Source organism: Kluyvera sichuanensis, assembly GCF_014218705.1.
In the GTDB taxonomy this organism is placed as follows: Bacteria; Pseudomonadota; Gammaproteobacteria; order Enterobacterales; family Enterobacteriaceae; genus Kluyvera; species Kluyvera sichuanensis.
Genome location: NZ_JABBJF010000001.1, coordinates 403,365 through 417,252, shown reverse-complemented (window position 1 = coordinate 417,252; position 13,888 = coordinate 403,365). Strand labels below are relative to the sequence as shown.

Here is a 13,888-nt window from a genome sequence, read left to right as displayed (position 1 = left end):
GAACGAGATCCTGCCGGATTGTTGAACGCATGTCCAATTTTTTGTTATTCTCAGCTAAACCCTACTTAAACGAAGAAAAATGAACTATTTAACCCGAGAAGAACGGCGGGAAGCGATCCTTAAAACCGCCATGCAGGTGGCACTAAGCGGCGGCTTTAGCGCCATGACCGTACGTAATATTGCCAGCGTTGCCGGAGTCTCCAGCGGCCAGGTGCATCACCACTTCACCTCTATTGGTGAACTCAAATCCCTCGCCTTCGTCAGGCTGATCCGTGAAATGCTCGATATGCCACTGGTGGCCGATGATGCGAACTGGCACGACCGCCTCTTTTCGATGCTTGGCAGCGATGATGGCCGTCTTGACCCCTACGTCCGTCTCTGGCGGGAAGCACAGTTACTGGCGGACAGCGACAGCGATATTAAAGGTGCTTATCTGCTGACGATGGATATGTGGCATAAGGAAACCGTATCGCTGATTTTACAGGGCACGGAAGCTAATGAATTTCGTCCCATTGATAGCGCAGAAAATATTGCCTGGCGATTAATTGCGTTAGTGTGTGGACTAGATGGAATTTATGCACTAGGGATGGCGGAAATTAGCGATGAGATCTTTGCTCGCTATATACAACATTATATTACGCTGGAGCTTAATCCCTCTTAATTTACATTTAGTAACAATTAACAACGTTTTATTCACAGCGCGTTTTCTTACAACGCGCTTTTTTTATCTATTCTTCAACGATAAAGCGATAAAACGGCCTAGCAATAATAACTCCCTCTTCCTACATCGCTGTTTTTCCTTTTGTTTATTTTTTATGACGTGTTCCCCGAGGGTTATATGGCAAATAATGAGAAAGAGAATCATTATCTTTTAAAAGAGTGGAAACCTGAGAATCCCGGCTTCTGGGAAAATAAAGGAAAATCAATTGCGAGGCGAAATCTGTGGATTTCCGTTGCCTGTTTATTACTCGCCTTCTGCGTCTGGATGTTATTTAGCGCCGTGGCGGTGAATCTCAATAAAGTGGGTTTTAATTTCACCACGGACCAACTCTTTTTATTAACCGCATTACCTTCACTTTCTGGTGCCATATTACGCGTACCCTACTCCTTTATGGTACCCATATTGGGTGGGCGCAAATGGACGGTGTTAAGTACGGTAATTCTGGTGGTACCGTGCGTCTGGTTGGGCATTGCCATTCAGAACACCTCTACCCCTTACGAAGTATTTATCATCATCGCACTGCTGTGCGGATTCGCTGGGGCTAACTTTGCCTCCAGTATGGGCAACATCAGCTTCTTCTTCCCAAAAGCGAAGCAAGGCAGCGCGCTCGGCATTAACGGTGGGCTCGGCAACCTTGGCGTCAGCGTGATGCAGATGGTCGCCCCCGCGGTGATCTTCCTGCCGATCTTCACCTTTCTTGGCGTTCACGGCGTCCCGCAGGAAGACGGTTCTATCCTGTCGCTGGCCAACGCCGCCATCATCTGGGTGCCGCTGCTGGTTATCGCCACTATCGCCGCCTGGGTGGGGATGAACGATATCGCCAGCTCCAAAGCCTCAGTGCGTGACCAGCTTCCGGTGCTGAAACGCCCGCATATGTGGCTGCTGAGTTTGCTCTATCTGGCAACCTTCGGCTCATTTATCGGCTTCTCTGCCGGTTTTGCGATGCTGGCAAAAACCCAGTTCCCGGACGTTAACATTCTCAAGCTGGCCTTCTTCGGGCCGTTTATCGGCGCGCTGGCGCGTTCATTCGGCGGTGTGATTTCCGATCGCCTCGGCGGCGTGAAGGTCACGCTGGTGAACTTTATATTGATGGCAGTGTTTACCGGCCTGCTGTTCCTGACGCTGCCAGGCAGCGGCTCCGGCAGCTTCCTCGCCTTCTACGTGGTGTTTATGGGCCTGTTCCTGACCGCCGGTCTCGGCAGTGGCTCCACCTTCCAGATGATCGCGGTGATTTTCCGTCAAATCACCATCGACAGCGTCAAAAAACGCGGCGGCAGCGATGAAGAAGCCCAGCACGAAGCGGTTACCGATACCGCCGCCGCGCTCGGTTTTATCTCCGCTATCGGCGCAGTTGGCGGCTTCTTTATTCCAAAAGCCTTCGGCACCTCTTTAGCCATGACCGGTTCACCGGTTGGCGCCATGAAAGTGTTCTTTGTCTTCTACGTCGTGTGCGTGCTGGTGACATGGCTTGTCTACGGCCGCCGCAAACCGACGTCAAAATAAACATAACTATGTGAGCAGTGTAACCACGGGGGAGCAAAGCCCCCCGTCAGGAGGAGCAAGTATGAGCAAGCTACTGGATCGCTTTCGCTACTTTAAGCAGAAACGCGAGACCTTTGCCAACGGTCACGGACAGGTCTACGACAACAACCGTGACTGGGAAGACAGCTATCGTCAACGCTGGCAATTCGACAAGATCGTTCGCTCGACCCACGGGGTGAACTGTACGGGCTCATGCAGCTGGAAGATTTACGTCAAAAATGGCCTGGTCACCTGGGAAACCCAACAGACCGACTATCCCCGCACCCGCCCTGACCTGCCCAACCACGAACCTCGCGGCTGCCCGCGCGGTGCCAGCTACTCCTGGTATCTCTACAGCGCCAACCGTCTGAAGTACCCGCTGGCGCGTAAAAAGCTGATTGAGCTGTGGCGCGAAGCCCTCGCCGAACACCCGGACCCGATGGTGGCCTGGGACAGCATCATGAAAGACCCGGAAAAGACCCAGAGCTACAAGCAGGCGCGCGGTAAAGGCGGCTTTGTGCGTTCTTCGTGGAAAGAGCTTAACCAGTTGATTGCCGCCGCCAACGTCTGGACGATTAAAAAGTACGGTCCCGACCGCGTGGCGGGCTTCTCGCCGATCCCGGCGATGTCGATGGTCTCCTACGCCGCCGGTACCCGCTATCTCTCCTTGATTGGCGGCACCTGCTTAAGCTTCTACGACTGGTACTGCGACTTACCGCCCGCCTCACCGATGACCTGGGGCGAGCAGACCGACGTGCCAGAATCCGCCGACTGGTACAACTCCAGCTATATCATCGCCTGGGGTTCCAACGTACCGCAGACCCGTACCCCGGACGCCCACTTCTTCACCGAAGTCCGTTACAAAGGCACCAAAACCGTCGCCATCACCCCAGACTTCTCAGAAGTCGCCAAACTTAGTGACCAGTGGCTGGCACCGAAACAGGGTACCGACAGCGCGCTGGCGATGGCGATGGGCCACGTGATCCTCAAAGCGTTCCACCTCGATAACCCAAGCGAATACTTTATCAACTACTGCCGCCGCTATACCGACATGCCAATGCTGGTGATGCTCGACAGCCGCGACGACGGTTCGTATACCGCAGGCCGTATGCTGCGTGCCTCGGATCTGGTGGATGGGCTGGGCGAAGCCAACAACCCGGAATGGAAAACCGTGGCCTACAACCGCGACGGTGAACTGGTGGTGCCAAACGGCTCTATCGGTTTCCGCTGGGGCGAAAAAGGCAAGTGGAACCTCGAATCGCTGGCGTCGGGGAAAGAGACCGAACTGACCCTCTCGCTGCTGGATAACCGCGATACCGTCGCTGGCGTGGCGTTCCCCTACTTTGGCGGCAACGAAAACCCGCACTTCCGCAGCGTCAAGCAAGACCCGATTCTGGTGCGTAAGCTGCCGGCAAAACAGCTGACCTTCGCCGACGGCAGCAGCCGTCTGGTGGTGAGCGTCTATGACCTGGTACTGGCCAACTACGGCCTCGACCGCGGTCTGGACGATGATCTGGCAGCAAAAAGCTTTGATGAGGTGAAAGCCTACACCCCGGCCTGGGGTGAGCAGATCACCGGCGTATCGCGCCATAACATCGAAAAAATTGCCCTTGAGTTCGCCGACACCGCGCATAAAACACACGGCCGTTCGATGATCATTCTCGGTGCCGGGGTTAACCACTGGTACCACATGGACATGAACTACCGTGGGATGATCAACATGCTGGTGTTTTGCGGCTGCGTCGGTCAGAGCGGCGGCGGCTGGGCGCACTACGTGGGCCAGGAGAAGCTGCGTCCGCAAACCGGCTGGCTGCCGCTGGCCTTTGCGCTGGACTGGAACCGCCCACCGCGCCAGATGAACAGTACCTCCTACTTCTACAACCACGCCAGCCAGTGGCGCTATGAGAAGCTGACCGCACAGGAACTGCTCTCACCGCTGGCCGACCCGAAAAAATATACCGGTCATCTTATCGACTTTAACGTCCGCGCCGAACGTATGGGCTGGCTGCCGTCCGCGCCGCAGCTTAACCTCAACCCGCTTACCGTGAAGGCGAAGGCCGCAGCAGCGGGCATGACGCCGCAGGAATACACCGTTCAGGGGCTGAAATCTGGCGATATCCGTTTTGCCAGCGAGCAACCGGACAACGGTGCGAACCACCCGCGTAACCTGTTTATCTGGCGTTCTAACCTGCTGGGTTCCTCCGGTAAAGGCCACGAATACATGCTGAAGTATCTGCTCGGTGCCGACAGCGGGATTCAGGGCGAGGATCTGGGCTCGACCGACGACGTAAAACCGGAAGAAGTGGAATGGCAGACCGCCGCCATTGAGGGCAAGCTTGACCTGCTGGTCACGCTCGATTTCCGTATGTCCAGCACCTGCCTGTTCTCCGATATCGTCCTGCCGACCGCCACCTGGTACGAAAAAGACGATATGAACACCTCGGATATGCACCCGTTCATCCACCCGCTCTCCGCCGCCGTTGACCCGGCATGGGAGTCCAAGAGCGACTGGGAAATCTACAAGGGTATCGCCAAAGCGTTCTCGGAAATCTGTCAGGGGCATCTTGGCGTGGAAACCGACGTGGTGCTGCAACCGCTGCAGCACGACTCCCCGGCGGAGCTGGCGCAGCCGTTTGCCATTCAGGACTGGCGTAAAGGCGAATGCGACCTGATTCCAGGCAAAACCGCGCCGAATATTATCGCGGTTGAACGTGATTATCCGGCCACCTACGAGCGCTTTACCTCGCTCGGCCCGTTGATGGACAAACTCGGCAACGGTGGCAAAGGTATCGGCTGGAAAACCCAGACCGAGATAGATTTCCTCGGCAAGCTCAACTACGTCAAGCTCGATGGCCCGGCGAAAGGCCGCCCGTGTATTGAGACGGCAATTGATGCCGCCGAGGTGATCCTCACCCTGGCGCCGGAAACCAACGGTCAGGTGGCGGTGAAAGCCTGGGAAGCGCTGGGCGAATTTACCGGTCTCAACCACACCCATCTGGCAACCAACAAAGAAGACGAGAAGATTCGCTTCCGCGATATTCAGGCGCAGCCGCGCAAAATCATCTCCAGCCCAACCTGGTCCGGCCTTGAAGATGAACACGTCTCCTATAACGCGGGTTACACCAACGTGCACGAGCTGATCCCGTGGCGTACCGTGTCGGGCCGCCAGTCGCTGTATCAGGATCACCCGTGGATGCGTGATTTTGGCGAGAGCCTGGTGGCCTATCGCCCGCCAATCGACACCCGCAGCGTTAGCCACATGAAGGAGATTCCGCCGAACGGCTTCCCGGAAAAAGCGCTGAACTTCCTGACGCCGCACCAGAAATGGGGCATTCACTCTACCTATAGCGAAAACCTGCTGATGCTGACGCTGTCGCGCGGCGGGCCAATCGTCTGGCTGAGCGAAACCGACGCTAAAGAGCTGGGGATCGCCGATAACGACTGGATTGAAGCGTTCAACGCCAACGGTGCGCTCACCGCCCGTGCGGTGGTCAGCCAGCGCGTACCGCCGGGCATGACCATGATGTACCACGCCCAGGAACGCATCATGAATATTCCAGGCTCGGAGGTTACCGGACGACGCGGGGGGATCCATAACTCGGTCACCCGTATCTGCCCAAAACCGACCCATATGATCGGCGGCTATGCGCAGCTGGCCTATAGCTTCAACTACTACGGAACGGTCGGTTCGAACCGTGATGAGTTCATTATGATTCGCAAAATGAAAAACATTAATTGGCTGGATGATGAAGGCAATGACCAGGTTCAGGAGGCAGCAAAATGAAGATACGCTCACAGGTTGGGATGGTTTTAAACCTTGATAAATGCATTGGCTGCCACACTTGCTCCGTGACCTGTAAGAACGTCTGGAGCAGCCGCGAAGGGATGGAATACGCGTGGTTTAACAACGTCGAGACCAAACCGGGCATCGGTTTCCCAAAAGACTGGGAAAACCAGGAGAAATGGCAAGGCGGCTGGGTTCGCGGCATCAGCGGCAAACTGACCCCGCGCATGGGCGGCCGCCTGGGCGTGCTGTCGAAAATCTTCGCCAACCCGCTGATCCCGGGCATTGACGATTATTACGAGCCGTTCACCTACGACTACCAGCACCTGCACAACGCGCCGGAGGGTAAAAACCTGCCGACCGCCCGCCCGCGCTCGCTGATTAGCGGCCAGCGGATGAACAAAATTGAGTGGGGTCCGAACTGGGAAGAGCTGCTTGGCGGCGAGTTTGAAAAACGCGCCCACGACCAGAACTTTGCGGCAATGCAAAAAGAGATGTACGGCCAGTTCGAAAACACCTTCATGATGTATCTGCCGCGCCTGTGCGAACACTGTCTGAATCCAAGCTGTGTCGCCACCTGCCCAAGCGGCGCGATTTACAAGCGTGAAGAAGACGGCATCGTGTTGATTGACCAGGACAAGTGCCGCGGCTGGCGTATGTGCATCACCGGCTGCCCGTACAAAAAAATCTACTTCAACTGGAAGAGCGGTAAGTCTGAAAAATGCATCTTCTGCTACCCGCGTATTGAATCCGGCCAGCCGACCGTCTGTTCGGAAACCTGTGTGGGCCGTATTCGCTACCTGGGCGTACTGCTGTATGACGCCGACCGTATCGAAGAAGCCGCCAGCACCGAGCATGAAACCGATCTCTACGAGCGTCAGTGCGATGTGTTCCTTGACCCGCACGACCCGGCAGTGATTGAAGAAGCGCTGAAACAGGGCATCACCCAGAACACGCTGGACGCCGCGCAGCGTTCACCGGTGTACAAAATGGCGATGGACTGGAAGCTGGCGCTGCCGCTACATCCGGAATATCGCACCCTGCCAATGGTCTGGTACGTGCCGCCGTTGTCACCAATCCAGTCCGTTGCTGATGCCGGTGGCCTGCCAAAAACCGACAGTGTTCTGCCGGCGGTGGAAAGCCTGCGCATTCCGGTACAGTATCTGGCAAACATGCTCAGTGCGGGCGATACCGGCCCGGTGCTGCGCGCGCTGAAACGCATGATGGCGATGCGTCACTACAAACGTTCTCAGACCGTTGAGGGCGTGACCGACACCCGCGCGATTGAAGAAGTGGGCTTAAGCGAGGCGCAGGTTGAAGAGATGTACCGTTATCTGGCGATCGCCAACTACGAAGACCGCTTCGTGATCCCAACCAGCCACCGCGAAATGGCGGAAGATGCCTTCCCGGAAAGCAAGGGCTGCGGTTTCACCTTCGGCGACGGCTGCCACGGGTCGGACACCAAGTTCAACCTGTTTAACAGCCACCGTATCGACGCCATCAACATCGGGGAGAAAAACTAATGCGGATCCTGAAAATCATCGGGCTGCTGATGGAGTACCCCGATGAGCTCAGCTGGGATAACAAGGATGAGCTGTTTGCGTTAATCGACAGCGACGCCCCAGCGCTGCGCCCGTTCCTCGAGCAGCATCTGGCGGTGTCGCTGCTCGATAAGCAAGCGGAATGGTGTGAGATTTTTGAACGCGGACGCGCTACCTCGCTGCTGTTGTTTGAGCACGTGCACGCGGAGTCCCGCGACCGGGGTCAGGCAATGGTTGAGCTGATGACGCAGTATGAACAGGTCGGCCTGCAGCTGGATTGCCGCGAGCTGCCCGATCATCTGCCGCTTTATCTGGAGTATCTCAGCATTCTGCCGCAGGCTCAGGCGCAGGAAGGCCTGCAAAACGTCGCGCCGATTCTGGCGCTGATTGGCGGTCGCCTTAAACAGCGCCAGGCACCGTGGTATCAGCTGTTCGATACCCTGCTGGCATTGGCCAATACTTCATTATCAAGTGACAGTGTCACAAAACAGGTGGCGGGCGAAGCGCGAGACGATACCCGCCAGGCGCTGGATGCAGTCTGGGAAGAGGAACAGGTGAAGTTTATCGAAGATAACGCCACCGCCTGCGACAGTTCCCCGCTGCAAAGCTATCAACGACGCTTTAGCCAGGACGTGGCGCCACAATACGTGGACGTCCGTGCGGGAGGCCCGAAATGATACAGTACCTCAACGTCTTTTTTTACGACATCTACCCTTACCTCTGCGGCACGGTGTTCCTGCTGGGCAGTTGGCTGCGCTACGACTACGGTCAGTACACCTGGCGCGCCTCCTCCAGCCAGATGCTCGACAAGCGCGGGATGGTGATTTGGTCCAACCTGTTCCACGTCGGTATTCTGGGGATCTTCTTCGGCCACTTCTTCGGCATGTTAACGCCGCACTGGGTGTATGAATCCTGGCTGCCACTGTCGCAGAAACAGCTGATGGCGATGATCCTCGGCGGAGCCTGCGGGGTGATGACGCTGGTCGGCGGCGCAGGTCTGCTGATTCGTCGTCTGTTCACCCCGCGCATTCGCGCCACCTCATCGACGGCGGATATTCTGATCCTCAGCATCCTGCTGATCCAGTGCTGCCTCGGCCTGACCACCATTCCGTTCTCCGCGCAGCACCCGGACGGCAGCGAAATGCTGAAGCTGGTGGACTGGGCGCAGGCGGTGGTCACCTTCCACGGCGGCGCCTCCGCGCACCTGGACGGCGTGGCCTGGGTCTACCGCGTGCATCTGGTGCTCGGCATGACTATCTTCCTGCTGTTCCCGTTCACCCGCCTGGTGCACGTCTGGAGCGCGCCGGTGGAATACCTGACTCGACGTTATCAGGTGGTCCGTTCCCGCCGATAGTCCCTTTATCATAACGTAGCCCGGCCGAGCACCGCGACGCCGGGTTTTTTATGCCACCAACAAAATACTAAACCTATTCTCAACCATTTTATCTTTCACCACCATAACGCGGAATAACGCGCTATATTACGCTCGTTGAATTTACCGTGGCGCCTGACGGCACACGGGAAATATAAATTCACTCAGCATCGTAATTAATAATCTTGTTATGGCGAGGCTCCTGAATAAACATAAGTTATCGCCCTGGTGGTATCGAGAGAGACCATCACAGGGAAATACAGGCATCCATCGAATCAAGGTGTTGCCAAGATAACTTCTGACGGCTCAATGCCGTACAGATACGTTGTTCAGTGCTAAAACCGGGACGTAGGGATTTCTCTGTCATTTCCAGTTTGATCGCCCTATATAGAATTTCTATAGGGAACATTTTGATGTCTTATATTCATGCCACTGCGCCGCACTACCCAACCGCCCCAGCTACGGGCGATATTATCTCAAGCTACATGTCGAAAACGTTTATTTCGTTGCCGGAACCGCTTAGCGTAAAAGAAGCGCGCGAGATGTTTCTGCGGCAATTAAATGACGACCATTTCCCTTGCGCCGTATTCGTGGTGTCCGGCGACAACCTGCGTGGAATATTATCGACGCGCACGTTGCTCCAGGCGTCCGATGATAATCAGCCGGTCGCGCAGCTAATGACCACCACTTTATTCCACGTCAGCCCGGATGATACCCGTGACGTGGCGGCGGGTCTTATCGAAAAGCACCATCTGACGCTGCTGCCGGTGATTGAAAACGGCAAGCTTATCGGCTGCCTGAATGAAAAAGAGATAGACCAGCTGTTAGCCGATGAAATCACCGAAGACGCGCAGCTTCAGGGCGCCACCCTGCCGCTGGAAAAACCGTATCTGGAGATAAGCCCGGTGACGCTGTGGAAAAAACGCGCCGTCTGGCTGCTGCTGCTGTTTATCGCCGAAGCGTACACCAGCACCGTAATTCAGCACTTTGAAGAGGCGCTGGAGTCTGCTATTGCGCTGGCGTTCTTTATCCCGCTGCTGATTGGCACCGGGGGCAACAGCGGCACGCAGATCACCTCAACCCTGGTGCGCGCCATGGCGCTGGGCGAAGTGGGCCTGAGGGATTTGGGGCGTATTCTGCGTAAAGAGATGTCGACGGCGATGCTGGTTGCCATCACGCTCGGCGCGGCAGGTTGCCTGCGGGCGTGGATCATGGGCATTGGCCCGGAAATCACCTTTATTGTCAGCCTGACGCTGGTGTGCGTCACTATCTGGAGCGCAGTCGTCTCCTCGGTGATCCCGCTAGTCATCAAACGCGTTGGCATCGACCCGGCGGTGGTCTCCGCGCCGTTTATCGCCACCCTGATTGACGGCACCGGGCTGATTATCTACTTCAAAATCGCCCAGCATTTCTTAGGGTTAAGCTAACGCGCTGCCTCCCATTCTGTAGCCCGGCCAAGCGAAGCGCCGCCGGGCTACAGGGTAAAGGTGTCGCCGGTTGCTGGGGAGATAATCTCCGGCAGCCATAGTTTGGCCCACGCGCCGGTGCAGTGGCAGCCCATCACTTTATCGGGCTTTAACTGGTGCAAGAACCGCCTCACCTGCCAGAGCGTCCGCGGCGAAGCACAGCGCAGATGAAAGCCGCCGATCAGCGCATGAACCTTGTCGATCCCGGTAATCTGCTGGCAGTGCCGCACAATGTTGATAATCCCGCGATGCCCGCAGCCGGTAATAATCACCAACCCGCGTTCGGACAGATAAATCAGCACGCCCTCATCAACCACGTAATCCGTTTTATCGCCGGTCACGCCGTAGGCTTTAGGGCGATCAACGGCTATCTCGCCTGACCAGATAAAACGGTCGCTAATGTGCAGCGGCGCGCGGGTGTATTCCATACGATGGCGAGCGTAATCAATCTCCAGCGAGAGCTTTTTGATTTTATGGCTGCGCCCCGCCACGCTTAGCGCGGCATAGCGCTCGTTGCCGATGGTCGGGTGGCAAATAATTCGGCTATTGTCCGGCAGCCAGGGCACGCCTCCACAATGGTCGTAGTGACCGTGTGAAAGCACCGTCGCCGTGAGGTTATCCAGCGAAATACCCATCTGCGCGGCATTGTGCTGGAAGCTGTTATCGGGGCCGGTGTCGAAAAGAATGGCGGTGGTTTCATCCTCGATCAGCAGACTTAATCCCGCTTTGGCTCTCAGACCGCTATCGGCCCCGCAAGCCAGATGGTTTTCAAGTAATACACGGATCGTTAAGGCCATATCATTTCATCCCTGAAAATTACGTCTACGGGGCAACGCGGCGCCAAACCCCGGCGTCAGCTTCGCCTCGGCCGGGCTACGGGTTATTTTCCGGCTTCGGGGTGGGTGTCGAATGCCGCCATGATGGCCGCCAGTTCGCTGACGCTAAAGCCGTATTTCGGATCGGTCACGCCAAGCCCGAAGCGGGTTTGCAGCGCTTCGTACAGCGCGGGCACGTCCGGGAAATCAATCTTCTCAACCACATGGTTATTATCCCAATGGGTAAAGTGGAAGTTGGTCAGCGTCATTTTGCCACCGTCGGGTAGATGGCGACACATCAGCAGATGGTGACGGAAATGCGACTGCGGCCAGTGCGCCGACCAGAAGTTGCCCATCACGTAATCCGATGCGTACTGACGCCCCAGGTCGAAGTGATACATCGACTGCCAGTGGTCGTGATGGCTGAACTGTAAAATCCACTCCTGGTTTTCATAAAGCAGACGGTAGTCGCCGTGCGGCGTGGTCTGGGTAATATCCGCCAGCAGCTTGATTGGCGCGGTCAACGTCTGCCCGCCAAAGCCAACGTCGGCAATCCAGCGTTCGCCGTCCACGTCCACCAGCAGCAGGCGGTGGGTTCGCGGCGGCATCTGCGGCGGATGCGCCAACACCACGCGCCCCAGCAGGCTGCGCACGTGGAAACCGAGTTCACGCAGCACGCGCTCAAACAGACCGTTTTGTTCAAAGCAGTAGCCCCCGCGACGCGCGTGAACCAGCTTATCTTCCAGCGATTGATCGTCGAGGTGCATCTCACGCGGCAACAGCACATCAAGGTTCTCGAACGGAATGGCGCTGTTGTGGTGGATATGCAGACTGCGCAGCGTCTCAATCGATACATCAGGGGTGCCCGTCCAACCGAGACGAGCAAAATAGGCGCTTAAGAAAGGGGTCATCAAAGCCTCCAGCGTTGGTGTCCGTTCTTTATAACCTATTTTGCCCTGCCCACTGACCGATTTGTGCGATCGGTTAACCTACCGTGTACTTCGCTGCATCAGCCCCAGCGCGGTCAGCATTAACCCCAGCCCGACGAACAGCGTCAGGCTCGCCATCGCCATTCCCTGGCCGACCGAACCCTGCTCAAACTGCCGCCAGATAAACACCGCCACGGTCTGCGTTCCCGCAGGTGCCAGCAGCAGTGAGGTCACCAGCTCGCGGGAGGCGACAGCAAATACCATCAGCATCGCCGCCAGCAGCGCCGGGAATACCAGCGGCAGCACAATCAACCGCAGCGCCTGCCACGGCGACGCACCGTGCACCCGCGCCGCCGGTTCCAGGTTATTCCCCAACTGACGCAGCGCGCTGCCGACATAGCGCACCGGCCACGGCAGCAGCAGGCAGCAATACGAGAGCAGCAGCATAAACCACGTATTGTAAGGTGAGACCGGCCAGAACGGCTGATTCCACAGCAGGATAAGCCCAACCCCCACCACCACCCCCGGCAGCGCTGCGGGCATCAGCGACAGCGCATCAATCAATGCGCTGCCTTTGATTTTCTGCACCAGTACCAACCAGGCCGCCACCAGCCCGAGCAGGCCGACAATCAGCGCCGAGGCCAGCGCCAACGATAAACTGGTGCCCAACGCCGAGAGCGCATCGCCCTGCTGCGCGAACAGTGCGCTAAAGTGCTTCAGGGTAAAGTTGCCCATGTTCAATCCACCGGAGAGCGTGCCCATCAGGCTGGTTGCCACCATTGACGCACCGGGAAGCAGCACCGCCAGCCCGCCAATGCCGCCCATCACCAGCAGCGCGGGAAGCGTCATAACACCGAGCGACGCCCCGCTGTTCTCCCCCGGTTTTCCGGTAACGCTGGTCACTTCCGTCGTTCCCGTCAGCCGTTTTTGCAGCCACCAGGCCAGCAACGCCACGGTAATCAACAGCACCGAGAGCAGCGATGCGCCGGTGAGATCGATAGGCCAGTCCGCCAGTTTTTTCTCAATACCCACGGTGAGCATCACCACGCCAGACCTTGAGCCCAGCGCGGCGGGTACGCCGTACTCTTCAATCGCCAGGGTAAAGGCCAGCAGCATCCCGGCCGCCAGCGCCGGGGAAAGCATTGGCAGCGTGACGTGCCAGAATGCTCGCCAGGCGCTTGCCCCATGAACCCGCGCCACGATAGCCAGCCGCTGCCCGCTCGCCAGCAGGCTGCGTGAGACGGCAAAATAGACCACCGGGAAGATATTCAGGGTCATCACCAGCACGATCCCGGTGCGGCTAAACAGCAGATCGTTGAGATCCCAGCCGGTCAGCTGCTGCAGATAGCCGTTATGCTGAAGCACCAGCATCCACGACAGCGCGGCGATATACGGCGGCGTGAGAAACGGAATTAAAAACAGCAGATCCCACAGCTTTGGCAGCGGCAGGTTAAACAGCCCGCGCAGCACGCCGAGCGGCAGGCCGATAATCACGCTCATCAGCGCCACGCCGCAGGCAATCCACAAGGTTCCGCCGAGCATCGGCATCAACTGAGGATCGTTGAGTAAAGTGGCTATTCCACTAAACGGCTTATGCAGCGAACCGGCGCTGAACTGCGGGAAAATAGCCTGTAGCAGGATGAAAAAGAGCGGCAACGCCACCAGCACCACCAGCGCGATGAGGGTGACAAGAGAGAGGGATTTTTGTTTCACCCGAAGTTCCAGATTGTAGCCCGGCC

Annotated in this window: 10 protein-coding genes and 1 riboswitch; of the genes, 7 read left to right on the top strand and 3 right to left on the bottom strand. The window is 57.1% G+C overall.

Annotation, left to right across the window (positions count from 1 at the left end; genetic code table 11):
- The first annotated feature begins 79 nt into the window (after positions 1-79).
- The 7 genes from HII27_RS01990 to HII27_RS01960 all read left to right on the top strand — a co-directional run bounded on the left by HII27_RS01990 (position 80) and on the right by HII27_RS01960 (position 10,366).
- The gene (locus tag HII27_RS01990; protein WP_185666289.1) at positions 80-661 is read left to right on the top strand and encodes a TetR family transcriptional regulator; all 582 of its coding nucleotides are present in this window, start codon (positions 80-82) and stop codon (positions 659-661) included.
- A gap of 177 nt (positions 662-838) precedes the next feature.
- Complete coding sequence (locus HII27_RS01985) at positions 839-2,224, top strand: NarK family nitrate/nitrite MFS transporter (protein WP_185666288.1); 1,386 nt, start codon at positions 839-841, stop codon at positions 2,222-2,224.
- 61 nt (positions 2,225-2,285) lie between these two features.
- On the top strand, positions 2,286-6,026 hold the full coding sequence (locus HII27_RS01980; RefSeq protein WP_185666287.1) for a nitrate reductase subunit alpha: 3,741 nt from the start codon (positions 2,286-2,288) through the stop codon (positions 6,024-6,026).
- Complete coding sequence (gene narH / locus HII27_RS01975) at positions 6,023-7,549, top strand: nitrate reductase subunit beta (protein ID WP_185666286.1); 1,527 nt, start codon at positions 6,023-6,025, stop codon at positions 7,547-7,549. Before HII27_RS01980 ends, narH begins: the two co-directional genes overlap by 4 nt.
- On the top strand, positions 7,549-8,244 hold the full coding sequence (gene narW / locus HII27_RS01970; RefSeq protein WP_185666285.1) for a nitrate reductase molybdenum cofactor assembly chaperone: 696 nt from the start codon (positions 7,549-7,551) through the stop codon (positions 8,242-8,244). Before narH ends, narW begins: the two co-directional genes overlap by 1 nt.
- A complete protein-coding gene (gene narI / locus HII27_RS01965; protein WP_185666284.1) occupies positions 8,241-8,921 on the top strand; it encodes a respiratory nitrate reductase subunit gamma in 681 nt (226 codons plus the stop codon). Before narW ends, narI begins: the two co-directional genes overlap by 4 nt.
- Positions 8,922-9,116: 195 nt before the next feature.
- Positions 9,117-9,300, top strand: a riboswitch (M-box (ykoK) riboswitch).
- 52 nt (positions 9,301-9,352) lie between these two features.
- Positions 9,353-10,366: a magnesium transporter gene (locus HII27_RS01960; RefSeq protein ID WP_185666283.1), complete on the top strand. Its 1,014-nt coding sequence runs from the start codon at positions 9,353-9,355 to the stop codon at positions 10,364-10,366.
- 47 nt (positions 10,367-10,413) lie between these two features.
- On the opposite strand, the gene HII27_RS01955 is transcribed toward HII27_RS01960, so the two are convergent.
- The 3 genes from HII27_RS01955 to HII27_RS01945 all read right to left on the bottom strand — a co-directional run bounded on the left by HII27_RS01955 (position 10,414) and on the right by HII27_RS01945 (position 13,862).
- Positions 10,414-11,202, bottom strand: coding sequence for an MBL fold metallo-hydrolase (locus HII27_RS01955; protein ID WP_185666282.1), 789 nt, complete (start codon positions 11,200-11,202; stop codon positions 10,414-10,416).
- Positions 11,203-11,285: 83 nt separating this feature from the next.
- Positions 11,286-12,131: an N-hydroxyarylamine O-acetyltransferase gene (nhoA, locus tag HII27_RS01950; RefSeq protein WP_185666281.1), complete on the bottom strand. Its 846-nt coding sequence runs from the start codon at positions 12,129-12,131 to the stop codon at positions 11,286-11,288.
- A 78-nt stretch (positions 12,132-12,209) separates the two neighbouring features.
- Positions 12,210-13,862: an ABC transporter permease gene (locus tag HII27_RS01945; protein WP_185666280.1), complete on the bottom strand. Its 1,653-nt coding sequence runs from the start codon at positions 13,860-13,862 to the stop codon at positions 12,210-12,212.
- Between the last annotated feature and the right edge of the window lie 26 nt (positions 13,863-13,888).